Annotated in this window: 14 protein-coding genes and 1 pseudogene; 3 read left to right on the forward strand and 12 right to left on the reverse strand. The window is 31.5% G+C overall.

All coding sequences use genetic code 11. The features are described from left to right. Positions 1–373 precede the first annotated feature (373 nt). The 4 genes from AC1DMU_RS27175 to AC1DMU_RS27190 all read right to left on the reverse strand — a co-directional run bounded on the left by AC1DMU_RS27175 (position 374) and on the right by AC1DMU_RS27190 (position 5,990). Positions 374–1,501, reverse strand: coding sequence for a Ger(x)C family spore germination protein (locus AC1DMU_RS27175; protein WP_476941646.1), 1,128 nt, complete (start codon positions 1,499–1,501; stop codon positions 374–376). Beyond that, positions 1,498–2,601, reverse strand: coding sequence for a GerAB/ArcD/ProY family transporter (locus AC1DMU_RS27180; RefSeq protein WP_097891992.1), 1,104 nt, complete (start codon positions 2,599–2,601; stop codon positions 1,498–1,500). Before AC1DMU_RS27180 ends, AC1DMU_RS27175 begins: the two co-directional genes overlap by 4 nt. Continuing rightward, on the reverse strand, positions 2,588–4,096 hold the full coding sequence (locus AC1DMU_RS27185; protein WP_476941647.1) for a spore germination protein: 1,509 nt from the start codon (positions 4,094–4,096) through the stop codon (positions 2,588–2,590). Before AC1DMU_RS27185 ends, AC1DMU_RS27180 begins: the two co-directional genes overlap by 14 nt. A gap of 850 nt (positions 4,097–4,946) precedes the next feature. Next, the gene (locus tag AC1DMU_RS27190; protein WP_097891985.1) at positions 4,947–5,990 is read right to left on the reverse strand and encodes a Fic family protein; all 1,044 of its coding nucleotides are present in this window, start codon (positions 5,988–5,990) and stop codon (positions 4,947–4,949) included. 1,470 nt (positions 5,991–7,460) lie between these two features. Between AC1DMU_RS27190 and AC1DMU_RS27195 the strand changes: the two genes are divergently transcribed. Continuing rightward, positions 7,461–8,837, forward strand: coding sequence for a lytic polysaccharide monooxygenase (locus tag AC1DMU_RS27195; RefSeq protein WP_088063493.1), 1,377 nt, complete (start codon positions 7,461–7,463; stop codon positions 8,835–8,837). A gap of 194 nt (positions 8,838–9,031) precedes the next feature. Here AC1DMU_RS27195 and AC1DMU_RS27200 read toward each other — a convergent pair whose 3' ends face one another. The 4 genes and pseudogenes from AC1DMU_RS27200 to AC1DMU_RS27215 form a co-directional block, all read right to left on the reverse strand. Then, entirely contained in the window at positions 9,032–10,447 is a 1,416-nt protein-coding gene (locus tag AC1DMU_RS27200) for a phosphatidylinositol-specific phospholipase C (RefSeq protein WP_476941648.1), read from the reverse strand. Between the two features lie 409 nt (positions 10,448–10,856). Next, positions 10,857–11,426 carry a methyltransferase gene (locus AC1DMU_RS27205; RefSeq protein ID WP_073515827.1) on the reverse strand — a complete coding sequence of 190 codons (570 nt, stop codon included), beginning with the start codon at positions 11,424–11,426 and terminating at the stop codon, positions 10,857–10,859. A gap of 689 nt (positions 11,427–12,115) precedes the next feature. Further along, positions 12,116–12,541, reverse strand: coding sequence for a hypothetical protein (locus AC1DMU_RS27210; RefSeq protein WP_476941649.1), 426 nt, complete (start codon positions 12,539–12,541; stop codon positions 12,116–12,118). 104 nt (positions 12,542–12,645) lie between these two features. Then, positions 12,646–12,754, reverse strand: a pseudogene (locus AC1DMU_RS27215) (NTD biosynthesis operon regulator NtdR); the annotation flags it as partial. 274 nt (positions 12,755–13,028) lie between these two features. On the opposite strand from AC1DMU_RS27215, the gene AC1DMU_RS27220 reads away from it, so the two are divergent. Continuing rightward, positions 13,029–15,011, forward strand: a complete 1,983-nt coding sequence (locus AC1DMU_RS27220; protein ID WP_215559297.1) for a serine hydrolase domain-containing protein — start codon at positions 13,029–13,031, stop codon at positions 15,009–15,011. Positions 15,012–15,614: 603 nt separating this feature from the next. On the opposite strand, the gene AC1DMU_RS27225 is transcribed toward AC1DMU_RS27220, so the two are convergent. The 3 genes from AC1DMU_RS27225 to AC1DMU_RS27235 form a co-directional block, all read right to left on the reverse strand. Next, positions 15,615–16,184, reverse strand: a complete 570-nt coding sequence (locus AC1DMU_RS27225; protein ID WP_000714572.1) for a DUF2812 domain-containing protein — start codon at positions 16,182–16,184, stop codon at positions 15,615–15,617. After that, a complete protein-coding gene (locus tag AC1DMU_RS27230; protein ID WP_017151361.1) occupies positions 16,171–16,488 on the reverse strand; it encodes a PadR family transcriptional regulator in 318 nt (105 codons plus the stop codon). Before AC1DMU_RS27230 ends, AC1DMU_RS27225 begins: the two co-directional genes overlap by 14 nt. 235 nt (positions 16,489–16,723) lie before the next feature. Continuing rightward, positions 16,724–17,104 carry a DUF6262 family protein gene (locus AC1DMU_RS27235; protein WP_098134184.1) on the reverse strand — a complete coding sequence of 127 codons (381 nt, stop codon included), beginning with the start codon at positions 17,102–17,104 and terminating at the stop codon, positions 16,724–16,726. A 396-nt stretch (positions 17,105–17,500) separates the two neighbouring features. On the opposite strand from AC1DMU_RS27235, the gene AC1DMU_RS27240 reads away from it, so the two are divergent. Next, entirely contained in the window at positions 17,501–17,698 is a 198-nt protein-coding gene (locus AC1DMU_RS27240; protein ID WP_350453587.1) for a hypothetical protein, read from the forward strand. 182 nt (positions 17,699–17,880) lie between these two features. On the opposite strand, the gene AC1DMU_RS27245 is transcribed toward AC1DMU_RS27240, so the two are convergent. Further along, positions 17,881–18,786 (reverse strand): AraC family transcriptional regulator, encoded by a 906-nt coding sequence (locus AC1DMU_RS27245; RefSeq protein ID WP_215559220.1) that lies wholly within the window; start codon positions 18,784–18,786, stop codon positions 17,881–17,883. Between the last annotated feature and the right edge of the window lie 150 nt (positions 18,787–18,936).

Here is an 18,936-nt window from a genome sequence, read left to right on the forward strand (position 1 = left end):
AGTATATGATGCAATAATATATTGATGTGGACCTATATATCAAAGTAGATAAAGCCAATACATTCATACAAACTTAAAAAATCAAAATGCCTAAGTTAAGGAATTTAATCTTTGATGTTATATCATGGAGTTGCCATTGGAATGAAAGTGGTAGGGAGATTACACGAGGGTTATATATTCTCCAGCAACCTAAATTAGAAACCTGTCCTTGTTTACTTCAGTAAAATTTTAATCCTTTTAAAAAATCCTTAGATAAAAAAGAAAAATCTATTGGTTAGCATTTAACCAGTAGATTTTTCTTTGAATTAGCATCTTTTACATAATAATTATTGAAGATGGAAAATTCCATTAAGAAATGCTATTAAATACTAGACTAATTTCTAATGGTCCCAGTATCTTTTATTTTGACGTGTGTTTTTACATTTATTTTAGCCTCTGCTAACGATTGTAACCAATCTCCTTTTACTTTTTTCCACTCTTTATATTGAAAGGCTCTAGCGTATAGGGATAATCCAATTGGATCAATTTTATTCTGCTGTATCTCATTTAATATACTTTTTAAATTATTATTAATTTCTTTTTCAATAGCACTTTTTAAATTATTTATATTTTTTTTATTATCATAGTGCCCCTTCTTTAAATTCGGATTGGTTTTTTCTATTAAAGCTACATTGGCATTGATATCGAGATTAAATATAAACTTTCCGTTTTGAAAAGTAACATCTACCTTCCTTGTCGCATTCTGTATGAAGATAGAAGTGTTTGTTTTTTTGTTTGATTTTTTAGGCGGAAGCGCAAGGTGTAGTATCATTCGGCCGTTACTTTTTGGCTTATTTATAAGATTGAAAAATTTAACATCTTTTTTAGGAATATGAGTTAAGTATTTCCCTTGGCGATTTAAAAATGCAATTCCTACCGTGTCGATTTCATTCTTTGTTTTTTTAATAAATGGAACAGTTTGCGTCATTCCTTCTTCKTTTTGTTCTCTCATTAATTGTTGAATTGTAGAAGAGACGGATTGGTTATTTTGAATGGAGGATTCGATTACACCATTTATATAAGATGAAAGTGATGGTTTACTAGGCTTGTGAATTTTAAAAATTTCTTCTGCAGATCCATCTACAAGTACTATTTTAGCATTAATGGTAGCGTAAGGATCACGGTAAGAAGAATCAAGCTCCTGCAACCAATTTGCTTCTTGCGCTAATTTTTTCCCAATTAAAATGATTTCAGCTTTGGAAGCTGTCATAAAGCCCGTTAACTTCGTATCTATCTTACTGAATCCAGTATATACAGTTGATGCTTGTGTCCAATGTTCTATAGTACTTTTTGGCTGTTTATGATGAAAGAGTGGTATACTTGTTCCAACTTTTATGTCTCCATTAGAAGTTCTATCCAGGCCAATTAACAGGATTAATGAAACCTTTTCAAGAGGAATTCTCTGACTACAACCAATTATATATACACAACAAATTACAATCCATATCCATTTTCGAATCAAAGTTGTTTCCTCCTAGTAACCCAAGTAAAAAGAATACTGTAAACGAAAAATAAGATCGGTAATAGAATAAAGAAAATGACATTTAAGATATCCATAAGAGAATAAATAAACAAATATTGATCTACATCGGGATTTACGAAAATAAATAGGCCAACTATAAATAACACAAAAGCAAGTAGCGCCCAATTTCGGGCGTTTTTTTGAAGTGATATGGTCATAGATTTAAAACTGAAAAATAAATACGGATATAAAGTAGTGGAGAATACAATTAAATAGTAAGCGATATAAATAATTTCTAAACGTTCCACGAAAGAAAAACGAACCCCTTTTAACAAATGAAATACGGGCCAAATTACGTCTTTTATCCCCTCGGGACTAAAGTATATATAAGAAAGAATAGTCACATATAGATAGAAAATCATAGTTCCAGTATTAGCTATTAGTAGTCCTTTTATGGCCTTTTGTTTTTTTTGCAAGAACGGATATATATAATATGCAATTTCTAAGCCAGCATAAGGAGTAATAGTTTCTTTTGTTGCCTTTAAAATAGGGTATAATCCCTCTTTAAAAATAGGTAGTAGGTGTAAAGGGTTGTAGTTACTCTTTAGTGAAAAAAGAAGAAATAGTGGCATCCAAGTAGTGAAGAAGAAAACAAGCATAGAATAACTAGTAAGAGCCCTTAACCCACTCAGAGCTAAAATAATAAAAGGTAATAGTAATAATATGGTGATTTGATAAGCAGGAGTGGAAGGGAATATCCACACTTTTACAATATTAGTTGCCTTTAATAAAGTATTGAAGCCAGCAAAAAATAGATAAAAGGCATATAAAAGAAAAAGAATTGTCCCTATCCATTTACCAAAGTATGTTTTTAAGATTTGTGAGAAGTTTTTGTTAGGATTTTTTTGTAACATTAATATAATAAACACGCCAATTATAGAAGTAGCTATCCATCCAAGAATAATCGAAATCCAGCCATCTGTCCCTGCCGTGGTAGCAAGTGGGCTTGGCATAATTAACATACCAGATGCAAGTTGCAGTGAATGAATGAAAATAATGAATTCGAATAAAGTTAATTTTTGAAACTTAAGATTCCCCATGTGAACCACCTTCTTTTTTCTTTCTTTGTTTCGGCTGACCTATACTCGAGCGGCTGGTAAGCATAGAAATAGGAAATCTTACAAAAGAATCTTTTAACTCTTGGAGACGAAATGGTGCTATTGGCAATCCGTATGGTGAACCATAAGAAGTTAGTGAAACAAAATGAGCAAATAAGAGCATTAATCCACTAACAATACCTACAATCCCATAAAAGTAAGCCAATAACATCATTGGAAAACGAATAAGGCGTATAGAACTCGATAAATCATAATTAGAAACAATAAATGAGGCAATGGCTGTAATAGATACGATAATAACCATAACGTTACTAACAAGCCCAGCTTGAACAGCCGCCTGTCCAATTACAATTCCTCCAACAATTCCAATGGTTTGTCCAATTGGTTGTGGTAAGCGAATACCAGCTTCACGTAGCATTTCTAGTGTGATTTCCATTATAAAAGCTTCCAATAAGGGAGAGAACGGGACTTTGACTCTTGACGTTGCAATAGAAGTGTATAAATCTATAGGAATGATTTCAAAGTGAAAAGAGACTATAGCAATATAAAATGCGGGTAAAAAAATAGCTATAATAAATCCCGCAAATCGTAATACGCGAAAAAATGAAGCAATGAGCCAATGAATATTATAATCATCTGGAGTTTGAAAGAATCCAATTAAATTCATTGGAACAATCATTGCACCAGGGGATCTATCCATTAACACTGCTACTTTTCCATCGAGTATATGATTTGAAATGGCATCTGGGCGTTCGCTTAAATAAGCCTGTGGAAAAGGAGTCCAATTTTGATCCTTTGTAAAATTAGATAGCTCACCAATGCTTAATATCGCATCCGTTTTAATTCTACATATTCTGTTTTCTATTTCTTGGACTACATCTACGCTCGCGACATCACCTAAGTAAATTAAATAGACGAAAGAAGTGGCTCGTTCTCCAATCGTCAGCTTTTTGATTTTCAACTCTGTAGAAGGAAGATATCGACGAATTAAGCCTATATTTTTTGTGGCATTTTCAATAAATCCATCATGGGATCCTTTAATAGTAACTTCTGAAATTGGTTCTTGAATTGCTCTTTCTGCCCAACCTTTTGTATTTATTAAAAGTGACCGCTTTTCTCCTTCCATAAATAGAACACATTGACCCTCAAGTAATCCTTCTTTAATTTCATTCCATGTATATACTATTTTGGTATGAGTAGCAATAATATTAGAATTAAATATTTGACTGTCTTCATTTACTTTTTGTAATAATGGTGTAACAACATTTCCTTTTAAAGCGACACCATCTGTAAGGCCTTCAAAATAATATAGTAAAATATTCGTGTTTGTTTTTAATTGCAAAGGGTGTTCAATTAAATCGGCACTAATATCAAAGATATTATCTAAAGTATTTTTAAGTTCTTTTAAGTTACTTGTTTGGATTTTTTCAATGGTATTATTGGTTTTAGTTTCTAAGGTTTCTTCATTTAAGGACAATATTGACACCTCTTTAATATGTAACGATTAGTTGTATTTATTATTTTTAGTTGATGTAATTTTATTCACAAATTTAAACAACTTGGGAATAAAAATTAATAGTTGAGAGCAAAAAAGTAGAGGTAATTTGTGTGGAAATCTAAGTATTGAGTTAGAATTGAAATTTGAATGATTATAATAAAAAAGAACCCTTGATGGGCTCTTTTTTATAGTTGGTAAATATGTTATCAACAATAGATGGCATTTAAGGCAGTAATTTAGATCTCTTTAAGTTAATCAGCTGAATTTTCTAGGAAGAATTTTTTTCATATCTTAATGCTCGATAAAAAAGGAAATTACAATTATTTGGGTGTTCTAGTGTAATTGAACTTTGCACGCTAACAAATTTTGTTTAGGGACAAAATGTTTTTTCTGAATTAACAGAAAAATATATGTGCAAAATTCCTATTGGTTATTTTGTTAGGTATCAAATATTTCTTTGGCCTTACTTTCTTGATATTACCGTACGTTTATATGTTTCTAAGGGAAAGAAATACTTTCAGTCGTATTACCATCTATTGTTTGATTAAGATGGTAACATGAAAATGAAACGTTTACAACCAGAAAATAAAGAAAGAATATTAAATTACGACTTTTTTCGACATTTTTTCTGTATTAATATCTAATATTTTTATAGGAAAAGGTGGAGGGAAACGTACCTTTTCCTATAAAAAGTTGTGTAAGAATTAGAAATAATTAAAGTAGTAATAATAGCTTAAAATATAATTCAATGAATTTGAGCCCAAAATCATTGAAACGATTGCTAACGTTATAATTGAATTTTTGAGCTGTAAGAGTTTTAAAAATATGGTCAAACTTTAGTCCACTTTGCGTTTCTTCCTTTTGTAACTAGCTTAATATGGCCAAATAATTGCAAGGAATTTAAAGCCTTACTAATTGTACTCTCTGCAATGTCTGGATATCTGTTACGAATACTTTCCTTAGTAAAGGGTTGTTTTTGTTTAAATATAAAATCCTGAATTCTCTCAACTTTAGTATGTTTACATATAGAATCTAGAACGGTGTTATGCAGATCTTTGTAAGCCTCTAATATAATAGTTAAAAACGTTTTTAACCAAAAGCTACTATTATGTTCCTCGCAGTACCAATTTACCGAAGATTTATAAATCGAATTGTAATATTCAGATTCATTTTTCTTAATATACTTATCCAAACATACATATTTTACAAATGTATGTCCACTCTTAATTAGCAACAACTGCATTAACATAAATGCTAGCCTGCCATTACCTTGATTGAAAGGGACTATGCAATAAAAATTTAATATAAAACGAGCTATTAATAAAAGCGAATGTAGCCCCTTACTAGTATTTAATGAGTTGTATTGATCACATAATTGCTCCATAAACTGTGGGATAAGTTCATGTGGAAGAATGCGGTAACTATTCAAGTGCATTCCATGCTCGGGAATACCTGGAATAATAAAAGGTTTTTCACGCCAATTGGCACTGTCAGAGGTAAGGTAATGTATTAGTTGAAAATGTAATTCCTGTATAGTTGCTGGATTAATTAATAAAGTACAGGAGTTTTTATGTACAAAAGAAAGTGTTTGATAATAACAAAAAATAGCATCTTCCGAGATATTTTGAGGTACTATATCATCTAAAATAAGCTCTTTTAATCTTTTATGAGGAACTTTTACATCTTCATAAATAGTTGTGAAATTTTTTATGTAATGTAGTGGTATAGTTCTTTCTAAATTATTAAATATGTCAGGGTTTTGTTCCTGATAAGCAGCTAATTTTCCTTTGAATTCGCTAATTTCACTTATTAAATTGATTAACCTCCTTTTTAATTCAATATTTTTATACTTATCATCAAAAAAGTCTCTCATTTTTGTTCCCCCTGTAACCCCTTAACACGTTGTTGCATATGTCTTTCCATTCTAAAGGTATTTCATGACATCATTGTGAAATAACGACATTTTTGTTTTGATTTTGATCGTGTTTTAGAATCTATATTTTTATTTGATAATAAAAATATAGGAATTATAAAGAAGAATCGTTGGGATTCAATTTTAATAGGCATAATCCTAACATCAAATGTATAAATGTACAATAAAAAAATAAAAAATATAAAACAATTGACTCATTTGAAAGATTATTAATTAATTGTGAGTATAGATGTGTTTTAGTTTAAGTGTAAATATTGAAGTGGTAATAAAGTTTTCATGGTTGAGAAAATGGATAAGTCATTAATTTGTGACAGTTATGTGCCTAATCTATTCATTTGCTATTATGAGAATTCTAAAATTATATCTCAATGAGCTTTAATTCCTATATTTAGCATAAAGATTAGGGGAGATAAGTTGATGAAATGTATCATTAAATATAGAAATATGTAACGTTTCATACTTGTATTGTAAAATATTTTGACATAAGTTAATTTAAATACTAGGTACAGGGACATTTAATAAAATTCAGTAATGTACCCTTTAAACGTTTCACCCTAAAAACGTTAGTGAAAACCTCAAACATACTGAAGTTTTTCCCTTTGTTTCTGTACCTTATTAGGTAAAAATAATATAATAAATTGGTAGAAATTTATGGTTAAAATTGGATTTATAATTCTCTTTTCTTATCTTACATAATCAATCTCTTGATGATTTGTTTAAAATAAGGATTAATAGGGTAGGAGATGACTATTAAAAAGGACTATAAAGTTAAGTTGGACAAAACGATCAGGGAAACGAAAGGTTAATTTCGTCGTGTAACTGAGAAGCCCCCACTTTATGTTTTGCTAAGTGGTGAGTAGTTCATTTTGCCTGGTAATTTTATTATATGAGTTTGAACATTCTGAAGTAAATCAATATATAAATTACAGTAGTTATGTGGTTATAGGAGTAAATGTCTAAGATTAAAGGATTTGTGTGCATTCACCATGTGAATATAAGTAGGTTATTTATTGTATTTTTTAAGATTTAGAAAATATGCGTGAATTTAGCTTTAGAAATGACTTATTTGCAAGTTATATAATGGGAATGTGAAGTCTGGAAGGAACTGATAATATCAGTTTCTTCCAGACTTTTTTACTTTAAAACTGTATTTTTTTACATAAGGTTAAATATAATTCTTTAAATTAACATTTGAATTTTTTGTGAAAATAAGAGGGGGTTTCATTGCTCTATTAATACATAATGTTACAAAATAGACTTATTGTATTTATTTTATTTTTATATGAGATTAAAAATAATAATAAACGTACCAATGTATGAGAGATATTAGTATATTTATTAGTAATTTGTTCGTTTATCTCTATATTGCTATTATATTAGCGATAGCAATAATATATTGGGGGGACAAGAATGAATTTGAAATTTACATCTAAATTTGAAAGATTAAGAAAAAGTAAAAAAGGCATTGGTGCTTGTGTTTTAGCCGCAGGGGTGACGGCTATTACTATGATTCCTCAAAGTGCTTATGCACATGGATTTGTTGAAAAGCCAAGCAGTCGTGCTGCTTTATGTAGTCAGAATTATGGAGCGTTGAATTTAAATTGTGGAAATATAATGTACGAACCTCAAAGCCTAGAAGCACCTAAAGGGTTCCCAGATGGGGGACCGATTGATGGGAAAATCGCTTCGGCAGGAGGACTGTTTGGAGGAATTCTTGACCAACAAACATCAAATCGCTGGTTCAAAAACACGATTAAAGGTGGAGCAAATACCTTTACATGGAAATATACAGCTGCACATCCTACAAGTAAATGGCATTATTACATTACAAAAAAGGGATGGGATCCTAATAAACCATTAACACGTGCTGAATTAGAGCCAATTGGAACTGTGAAACATGATGGTTCTGCCGCATCAAATAATTTAACACATACAATTAATGTACCAACTGATCGCAATGGTTATCATGTTATTTTAGCTGTATGGGATGTAGCAGATACGTCAAATGCGTTTTATAATGTAATTGATGTAAATCTAGTAAATAATGAAACTCCCGATACAGTAGCTCCAAGTCAACCAACTGAATTAAATGCGTCTAAAGTTACTGCCAATAGTGTTGCACTAACATGGAAGGCTTCTACGGATAATATAGGTGTAAAGGAATATCAAGTGTTACGCAATGGGGAAGTAATTGATACGGTACCAGGTACAACATTTATAGATAAAAAACTAAAAGCAAATACGGAATATACCTATACAATAAAGGCGTTAGACTCTGCTGGAAACATATCAAAAGAAAGTGAAGAACTAAAGGTTAAGACAACAAATGAAATCCCAGATATAGAAGCTCCGACCCAACCGAAAGGATTACATAGTATGAGTACAACAGCGACCACTGTTGATTTGATGTGGAGTCCGTCTGAAGATAATGTAGGTGTAGACCATTATATTGTATATAGAGAAAGCTTTGGAGTTATGAATAAAATTGGGACAACGGCTAATACATCCTTTATGGATAAAGAATTAAAGGCTAATACATCGTATAAATATGTAGTGACGGCGGTTGATTTAGCTGGAAATGAATCTAGTAGAAGTGATGTATTAAATGTAGTAACAAAGTCAGAGGATTCCACATATGAAAAATGGGATGCAAGAAAAGCATATACAAAAGGTGATAGAGTAGTACATGAGGGAAAAGTGTATGAAGCAGTTCAAGATTATCAAGGCAATGGTGACACAAATTGGATTTTTGCCCTATCGCTTTGGAAGCCAGTTTTGAATAAATGATAAGTGGGAAAATGTAGTTAACATTTTTAGGTTTTTCTTTGAAAGTAAAGGGTCGTTGCAAATAGAAATCCGTTAATGGTTTAAATGATATGCTAACAAATTTAATTACCATTCTAATGTTGACGAAATGAAATCAGAAAAGAATCCCAGCGGTATTCCTTCAAAAAGGAACTCCAATGGGATTCTTTTATTTTCTAATTTGTAATAGCGTATATTTTCACAGTGAATTTGCTAGTGGCACCAATTGGACTTGCGATATAATATTTAGTATTTGTGTAAGCCTCAGTCCTAGATTCATGTGAAATATTTTTCCAACGAATAGAATCGGTACCTAAGGAAACATCAATCATTACATTGAAAGAGATAGTAGAAGGATGATCTTTCTCTGAAGGCTCAATAACCCATTTTAATTCTTTAGTACCTACAGGTAAATTATCAATTTTAAAGTTTTGACTAGAACGATTTTTTTGTCCAGATAAAGGACTAGATTCGGATGGAATTTGCGAAATTAATATCTCTTTTTCATTCGAATGTACACCATTTAATTTAATGATACTATCAATTAAACCTGGCCCAGGAAAATCAGCTGCGATAATACCAGAATGTCTAATTCTACCTTGCTGTAAGAGTTCTGTCCCAAGTGTATTCATCCCACCATAATATACTTGCCCATTTCTATCGCGGGGAAAATCACTCCACGAATTAGTGAAATTTGTTTGAATTAACTTAGGACTACTATCAGTATTTCTATTCTCTTTTCCGCTTGCAACAAACCAAGGATATACATTATTTAAAAATGCGGCTGCACCACCCGTACCACTAAAATGATTAAGATATATTTTTCCATTATTATAGTTAGTATTTGCACTTTGTAAATGGTTTTTTATCGCATCCCATTTTTCATATATTTCGTCTGGTCCGCTTCCAATTTCAAATTTATCTTGTATATTCAAACCATCGTAATCAATACCGTACAATTGAGAGGATGTAAAGTTTTGTAAGATTACAATTTTACCCCGGATATCTCCTAAAGTAGGGTTGTTTCTGTCTATAGTTGGTACAGAATTAGGATCCCAAAAATATGAAGCATTAACGTTTTTATATTTTAAAAATATCTCCTCAAATGATAGGGATCCACTTTCGGGAGTAGTTTCTTCCTTTAAGCGCATTAAAATTGTTTCTGTAGGATAATCTCTCAAAAATTGAATTGCTTCTTTTAATACATCTTCAAAAACTGCTTTTTGATTGACAATACCATGGTACATTGCAAAAGAATCTTTTACACGTTTAACACGCATATCTACATATCGAATTCCAGAATTTAATTGTTGGGGTAGACTCATAGTTTGATTTCTTGTCAAATTTTCATCAAGAAAACTTGCTCCATGTAAAGCCATTGTGCCATGAGTTCCTGGAATAGATATTTCACTTAATTTTGTTGAATCTGCTACTTCTGACATCCATGATGGATTTTGGTAACCTAGATTAGGTTCATAGGAATAACCTGGATGACTATCAGCTAAAATAGTAGATGGTGTACTTAAACTAGCCAGTGTAAAACAAGTGAGGATGCTATCTTTAAAGAAATTTTTCATTTTCATTTTAATCATTATATCTCTCCTGATTTTTAAACAATAGCTATAATAAGATGGTTCTTTACTATATTTATTGTTTATTATTCCTAATGCAATGAATTTTTGTAATTGAAAAAAGGGTAGTGAGCTAACTTGAAATATTATTAGTTTATTGTAATGAATTGTATCTAATAGCCAAATAGATTCTTAAAGAATTGAAGCAAAGATAGGTAAAAAATAAGCTTTTTGCTGTATTGTATACAAACAAAACAGAAGCCTTAAAAAGACTTCTATTTTGTGACATATTATGAATGAAAAGGTGGTTAACAAATTAAGATAATGTGAGTGAGCGGTAAAAATCTATTTATAGCTGTTTCAGGAATTTCTTAAAACAAGGCTATTCAGGAAAAGTGGTCCCTACAATGCTAATAAAAATTAAAAGATTCTACTCATTAAAACTTAGACTAACTACAGTTGCGATAGATTGAGCTGCATGTTCCCAGCTTCCGTCTATAACTTTCCCAAGCTGCTGACCAAGTGCATTTAAATCATTTGGATTAACTGGAATTCCATTATACGCAGCAAGAATTGATAAAAGTGGAGCAGCAAATGGTGTCCAACCACCTCTATCAATATTAAATACAGGCTTATCTACTACTTTTCCATCTTGCACAGTAAACTCATAATAAAATTGATCATCTGGACGGAAACTTAAATGATGAGAAATTTGTCCTTTAACATATTTTTTTCCTCCACCTAGATTTACTACTTCTATTTCTTTTACATTAAATTCATGCTCAAATACTTTTATTTTTTTGACTTCTGGACCATTTAAGGCAGCATTAACAGCTGTTTCTAAATTATTTTGTGCTAATGGTTGAATACTCATTTGTGCCTCTTTTTGTTGGATAGGAGCCTCTTTTTCTGCAGCAAACACTGATGTAGAAGGTAGTGCACCTGTAGCTAACGTAGCTGCAAGTGCTGTTGTCATCATGATTTTTCTTTTCATCTTCATAGTTTATCTTCCTCTCTTAAAGTTTTGATATATAATCTTTTAAAGACTGACATTGTGTAATATTCTATTTAATAATGCACAAAAAACTGGTTTAAGAATTATGTGGAATTATGTCAGAGAATTAAAATTAATTATATATGTATTTAAGATGATATCTATCTACACATATTTTTTCAATTTTTCGACAAATGCAATGGTAATGACTTCTTAAGAGTCAATTTAGTACCTTGTTTATCAATAGAAATCCTATAAATAAACTAATTTCATAGTGAATGTAGTATATTTGATATCAAATGTCTTACATAATGCTATAAGATTTCACAATTTTTTATTTTAAAGAATGAAGCGATGAGGCTTCAAACCGTAAGGGATGCGGGGATAGTCAAATAAATTAGAGTTTGAAAGAATCTTTACTTAGGAATCCCTCATTTTTAAATGAAGTGAAAGTGGGGGGAATTCAAAGGGAGTACGCTTTTGAACGATTTTTTAACTGTAATAATTGATCCATTAACTAGTTCTATTCTTGCTAGAATGGTAGCTTTTATAATAATGAGAAAGAATCAAAGTTAAGATGCATTGAAAGAAAAGAGCGTAATAATTTTACGTACCTTGGTTAATTGTCAAAAGTTCGGAACAATCTTCCGTCCCTTGAAATAACAAGTGAAAATAAAAAGCACTCCCGTGAGTGCTTATTCAAATTCGATTTCTGTTTTACCATCTGATGTGAAGTATCTTATGGTTGTTTTGTCGTATTCTTGCAAGCCACTCTGCGCAACGGCGTCTTTTAACTTTGTTCTTGTTCTATAGCTAAAATTTTTCCGTAGGCCTTCGTCAGCATTTGACAATGCTGTTTTATCAACGAAAACATATAAGACATACAAGTTACTTTCTTTATTTAATTCAACCGTTGTTACAATACCACCGAAATATTCTATAATCTCCTTGGTTCTACGTTCAACACTTTTCACCATTCGTGTCTGCTCATCTTTTGGTTGTTCTGTTTTCGCCGTTGTTTGTTGTGTTTTTGGTTGCTCCTTTTGAACTATTTCTTTTTCGTCGCAAGCTGCTAGCATTACAACCGATAAACCAACTGCTAATACTGATTTCTTCATCATCTAAATCCTCCTAATATCAATATCTATATATTAGCATATTATGAGATTGATTGCTGGATATGGAGTGAAGATGCCAATTAGGTCATCTTCACTCCATATCCGTAATCTTTTCCAGTAAATAATGCAGTAGGTCTATCTTTTAATTTTATCTAACTTCTCAAAAAAATTAGATCGATCATTAATAGTACTCGCATCACCAAATAGCCAATTTTTATTGATTATAAACGATGGTTGTCTTCTCTAAGTAGGATGTTATGAAAAAACTTCTGGGAAGTCCTATATTAAAGAGTGTCTAGCATTTTCTATAACTAAGACTTAATAATATATAGACTACTTCTAAAGGAGAAAAATTAATAAATGACAGAATTGAAATAAAATTAGAAAAAATATCAATGCAGTGGTAGAATATGGTTGGTTAACCTATAGATGTATAATCAATAAATCTAGTATTAAAGGGGGAATTAATTTGGGTAATAAGAATAAAGGAATGAAAATTTATTTTCAAAGGTTAGTAGCTGTAAGTGTATGTTTTTTGTTTTTTTTTCTGGGGAGCAATTATTCAAAAGCCGAAACTGTTGCACCTATAACATTAAATCCTAAAGATGTAGAAGCATTTACCAATAAAGTAATTCCAGAGAAAATGAAAAAAGAAAACGCAGCTGGTGTAGCTCTTGTCGTTGTAAAGGATAATCAAATTTTATTTCAAAAGGGATTTGGATTTTCCGATAAAGAAAAGAATACTCCCATCGATCCTAAAAAAACAGTTTTTCGATTAGCGTCAATATCAAAAGTTTTTACTGCTAGTGCTGTCATGCAGTTAGTTGAACAAGGTAAAATTGATATAAATAGAGATATAGTAAATTATATGGGGGGATTAAAGTATCAAAATAAAATGGGTGAACCAGTTACAATGGGACATTTACTTACCCATACAACAGGGTTTGATTACGTAGATCCTAGACCAGAGGATATCCATTATCAAGAGAATGATTATACTATGCTTAAAGATTATGTAGAAGATAATATGCCCACAGTAGTGAGAAAGCCAGGAGATACATATACATATGATAATTTTGCTTCTATGCTTCAAGGGTATATTGTTCAAAGTCTGACAAACACACCTTTTTACAAATATATGGCCAAGAATATTTTTTACCCTTTAGAAATGCATAATAGCAGTTTTGTTATGACTAATTTTATTAAAGAAAAGCTTGCAACAGGATATGATGCTAAAGGTAATGCCATTCCATTTTATCAAACAAGACCAACAGATATGCCACAAGGGAGTATGTTTTCTACAGGAAGTGATGTAGCCAATTTTATGATTGCTCAATTGAATGATGGTAAATATAAAAATAACCAAATACTACAAAAAGAAACCGTAGAAGATATGCAAAAAACAAAATTTGCTTTACATCCCAAATACCCTAATATGACATACGGATTTGAGTTCTTTTCACCGCAAAGTCATAATGGGCAATATGTGTTTGGGAAAGGTGGAAATATACCAGGTTTTTCATCTTTAATGTGGTTAATTCCTGAGCATAAAATTGGAGTTTTTGTAGTTACAAATAAAGATAGTTCAGCACTACCTGTTGAAGTATTTGATGATTTTATGAATGAATATTTCCCAGATAAGACAAAGCCTGAATATTTAAACCCTAATGAAGAAGAATTAAAGAAATTTGAAGGGGTTTACCGTGATTTGAGATTAAAAAACCTAGTGTCACATGTGAACATAAGTGAAGGAAAGTTATATGTAACTGATAAGGTTTATGGTAAACAGGAGCTAAAACAAATAGACCCTTTACTATTTGAGGATGAAAAAGGGAATTATATGGCATTTAAACTTCACAAAGATGGTACTGTGAAAGAAATGATACATTGGAACTCTGGCAGCTCAGCGTTAAAGTTAAGTGAGCCTGAGAGATTTAAAGACGTAGATGAAAATCATCCATATGCTAAATTTATAGATCCCTTGCATCAATACGAGGTATTACAAGCCAATAAGGAGGGGAATTTCACTCCAGAATCTTCTCTTACACGAGCAGAATTTGTTTATTGGTTATCTCAAATTGCTTACTTTGCACCACCTTCAAAAAAAGAACCAGTGTTTACTGATGTGAAAAATCATCCGTATGCACCACATATTCAAAAGTTATATGAAATTGGTATTTTATATGAAAAAGAAGGAGAACAATTCCATCCAGACCGTGCAATTACTAGACAAGAAGCAGCATGGATTACTTGGCAGTATTTAAAAATGTTAGGAGCGCCATCTGCAGATGCAACATTAAAGGGAGACACTGATGATTGGGCAATAGAATCCGTGAAAAACATTGTAGGTCATCGTTTAGTAGGGCCTGAGGTTATATATAATGAAGATGGATCAGCAGATTATCTATCAAAACAAAGTATGAAACGGCAAGAAGCTGCTGCATTGTTATTTTACGTTTTGTTATCTAGTTAATTTGTTTTGAGGTAAATTTCACAAAAAGAAAACATCTAAAGAGCTTGAAATAATACACAGAAAAAGAATAGTCTTTGACCAATGATTTATCGTAACAAACAGGGGTGAATGAGTTATAACCATGCTCCAAATCTTAAGTAGAGCTGGTAATAGAATGATTTCTTAAATGTTTTGTAAGGTAAGGAGCTCCTTTCAGGGGAGCTTTTTTTATTTTATTATTAATAATTTCATATACCGTAATTATTAATAATAAAATAAAAATCTACAACAAGGGGATTCAGTCCATGCCCATCAACTTAAGTTTTTAATGTCCCCCCAAAACGATAAAAATAAACTTGGTTGCCATAAAAGACATCACGTTTTTATTCTGAAAGCATTATAAAAGTTTAACCTAATGATTATATAGAAGGTACCGATTATTAAGGAAATTATACAATAAGATGTCCGGAGATAATATAGTTGTTTAATTTACATTATCAAGACCTAAATCAAAAAAAGTCATAAAAAATAAGGAGTGATACATATTAGTCATTGACTAATATGTATCACTCCTTTACTTCTTGCTCCACAATCGCACCCGATTCTGGAAAATTTAAAAAACGTTTATTTTTCTTTTAACATTGAATACTTTCGATAAGTTTTATAGAAATTGATACCAAAAAAAACAAACAGAAGTGTGGAAGACAACTTCAAAAGGACAAATGGAGTTTCAAATAAAAATGCCTTCCAAAATAATGAACCTTTCATACTCCAAAGACCTTCATGATATAATCCCGAATCCTTGTAAAACATATAAGAATAAGCTAAACACAGCATAACCAACCAAAATGAATAATTCATTAATTTTTTATAATGATTATCCTTTGATTGGCGATCCGAGAAGATTTCATTTTGATCATCATCTTCTTTTTGCCAATACCGTATTCCACTAAGCCAGGGCCCTTTTATATAGTTCCAACCGAAATCCTCATATATCCCTTTGTATTCAACCAACTTTTTCTTAGGTAAATAATCTTGATAATCAAGTCGTATAACATATCTCTTGTCAGTTTTTTCGAAAGTGTATATTCCTAATCCACTAATATTTGTACAACGATAGCCTTTTTGTAATTGCTCGTTCAGCCATTGCTCCTCTTTTTCAATATCAAAAAACATCTTACTAAATTTCTTCATTCGATTCACTTCCTTCGTACAGGGATAAAATATGCAATAACCTGTTTTGTTCCATTTTCAAAATAGCGCTTCCTTCTGCAGTTATCATATAAACTTTTCTCCGACCGGACTCTCCAACAGGTTCAATCCAACCATGCTTATTCAAGTTTTCAATCGCACCGTATAATGTACCAGCTGCTAAAATAACAGTACCGTTACTTATCTTTTCTATCTTCTGCATTACGGCATAGCCATGGAGTGGCTCACGCATGGCTAATAAAATATAATGCATGGTTTCAGACAACGGTAATAATTTATGTTTCATATACTCACCCTTTATTCAGTTTGACTATATAGTTCAACTTAATAATAACTTAATACAGTTCAACTGAATAGTCAACAACATTTTCAAAATTAGTCAAAGGAACTTAAAGTAAAAAGCTTGATAACAAGGGGGAAATCAATCGAAAAAGTCACTTTCCTTACGTAAGGGAAAGCGACTTTTTGTGTAGTCTTATTCAATTAAATGGTCGATTGTTTAATAATAAATTCCTTATAAACTAGAACTTTTTATAAACCTCTGCATAAGCAACTTTCAATTGCTTACGTAATTTTTTATTTTCTTCTTCTAACTTCTTATTCTTACGTTTAAGCGATTCAATAAGAGCTTCCTTATTGTTATCGTTCATTTTACGTTTTATTTGTTGTTGAGTTAAGGATTGCGATTGTTGCTGACGTAATGTCTCGATTCGTTCCCTAAGGTCGGAATGGTTATATAATGTTGCCTTAGCTACACCAGCTTCACTTGCAACGCTATTAAAATTAATGTTCTCATTAGCTCTTACGAGCCTTTTAATAGCCTCATCGACCTTTATATAGGTCTTCTCTTTTCTTTCTTGATGAAGCTGTTTTAAATGCTCTTTACGGTTATAATTAACTATTCGAAACACCTTGCTTTCTTTTTATCCGATCTAATCTTCCGAAAATAATATTACCTTGTTTTAAAGTTTGATAAAGTTGATGGGCATGGGGTACCGCCAGCATTTTGGAAAAAAACCACGCTAAGAGCATACGAGATTTTATACAGTTTTTCGGTTAATCCAGTAACAAACGAGAAACCTAAAACCGCGCCATAATAGGAATGCATAAAAAGATGAATAGCTTTATAGAAAATAAAAAAGGGGATTCCTTCTGAGAGTAAGGATTCCCCTTTTTCCTTGCTACCGATAATAGGACGTTATGTTAACCGAGAATGTATAGGATATACAATCAAAAAAACACCGCACATCACTTTTTAAGAATGGTATAATAAGGAAAATAACTGGGGTGAAAAGCTAATGGAAGACTCTATGTTTGTGTTTCGAGTTATTTTCAATGCACTAACATTATTCTTTTCCAACGGGGTCTGGGTCGTTTTGTTCTTCTTCTTGTTAAATAAAACATATGAAAACAAAACTTTTAGAACAGCATCAAATATTATTACTGTTGTTATCTTGGCATTTTATTTGTTTTATTGCATTCGGAATAGCATGTAATACCTTTTTTACTTCCAATAACGAATTTTATGTAAATAAGCTGTCCATCTGGACAGCTTATTTTTTGCGTAGCGTGGTTTTTTTCCGAAATGCTGGCGATCCCCCATATAATCATTAAACATTTAGTTTGGAACTTATATAAATTAATTTTAGTAAGTTTACAAAATTTATTTTTATTTTTTCTAGGTGGCTCGTGAAATAATATCTTGTTTATCTAGTAATAACTTTAAGTCTAATAAAGAGGTTGATTGGAAATTATCTTTTGACATACGTTTTCGGTAGTGCGTAGGAGTTTCCTTAGTCACTTTTTTAAATATGCGGCTAAAGGCTGCTAAACTATGAAAACCCACCTGATAAGATATATTTTCTACCGATTCATTAGTCATTGAAAGTAAATACGCTGCGTGATTAATACGCATCCTTATAATCCAGTCCTTCATGCTCATCCCAAAATGATTTTGAAATACTCGAGAAAGATGGCTTCGATTGACCGCAAGGTGATTTGCTACTTCACTTACGGTAATTTCCTCTATATAATGCTCTCCAATATAAATCATGGCATCATTTGCGAGTCGTGAAAATTTTTGTTTTACTCCTGGTGAGAGTGAGCTACCATCTGTAAGAAATAATCTTAAAAAACGATAGGTTAACTCATTCAATTTTAATTCATCTTCTAATGTACTGTAGGAGCAATTCATACACTCCAAAATAATCTCCAAATATTGTTGAATATTAGTTGAGGTAACAGCGTAGTTATCACCTTTAAAATTTGAAAAGTTAATAATTTCTTCTGCAACCTTCCCGCCAAATGAAAGCCATGCATACAGCCATGGTTCCTCTGCGTCCGAACGATAAAAGGTAGACTCTCCTGGAGGAATAAGAAAAAGATCCCCTTGCTTTAATGAATATTTTTTATCTTTTACATAGTACTTCCCTTTTCCATCCAGCACGACATGAATAATGTAGCTGTTACGTACAGCAGGACCAAATGCATGAAAAGGTAGTGTTTTTGAAAACCCACAAAAATCAAAATAAAGTTCGCTCGAGAAGTGGTGGTGTTCTTTTTTTATAAATACGGCTTGTTCCATGTGCTTCTCCCTTCTTCGAGATTACTATAACCAATATACCTTTTGAAGGAAGAAATGCAACAAAAGGTTAAATCAAGGTCACAAAATGATATAAAACAGAAAACGTTTTCTTGTTAAACTATACATGAAAAAGATAACCATAGGAAGATT

Source organism: Bacillus sp. 01N45, from assembly GCF_056399205.1.

What these genes read in the sequence shown, in the direction of transcription:
- AC1DMU_RS27220 (WP_215559297.1), top strand. Translation starts at nt 13,029, where the DNA reads ATGAAAATTTATTTTCAAAGGTTAGTAGCTGTAAGTGTATGTTTTTTG.
- AC1DMU_RS27205 (WP_073515827.1), bottom strand. Translation starts at nt 11,426, where the DNA reads ATGAAGATGAAAAGAAAAATCATGATGACAACAGCACTTGCAGCTACG.
- AC1DMU_RS27225 (WP_000714572.1), bottom strand. Translation starts at nt 16,184, where the DNA reads ATGAAGAAATTTAGTAAGATGTTTTTTGATATTGAAAAAGAGGAGCAA.
- AC1DMU_RS27245 (WP_215559220.1), bottom strand. Translation starts at nt 18,786, where the DNA reads ATGGAACAAGCCGTATTTATAAAAAAAGAACACCACCACTTCTCGAGC.
- AC1DMU_RS27230 (WP_017151361.1), bottom strand. Translation starts at nt 16,488, where the DNA reads ATGAAACATAAATTATTACCGTTGTCTGAAACCATGCATTATATTTTA.
- AC1DMU_RS27195 (WP_088063493.1), top strand. Translation starts at nt 7,461, where the DNA reads ATGAATTTGAAATTTACATCTAAATTTGAAAGATTAAGAAAAAGTAAA.
- AC1DMU_RS27200 (WP_476941648.1), bottom strand. Translation starts at nt 10,447, where the DNA reads ATGATTAAAATGAAAATGAAAAATTTCTTTAAAGATAGCATCCTCACT.
- AC1DMU_RS27180 (WP_097891992.1), bottom strand. Translation starts at nt 2,601, where the DNA reads ATGGGGAATCTTAAGTTTCAAAAATTAACTTTATTCGAATTCATTATT.
- AC1DMU_RS27210 (WP_476941649.1), bottom strand. Translation starts at nt 12,541, where the DNA reads ATGATGAAGAAATCAGTATTAGCAGTTGGTTTATCGGTTGTAATGCTA.
- AC1DMU_RS27240 (WP_350453587.1), top strand. Translation starts at nt 17,501, where the DNA reads ATGGAAGACTCTATGTTTGTGTTTCGAGTTATTTTCAATGCACTAACA.
- AC1DMU_RS27190 (WP_097891985.1), bottom strand. Translation starts at nt 5,990, where the DNA reads ATGAGAGACTTTTTTGATGATAAGTATAAAAATATTGAATTAAAAAGG.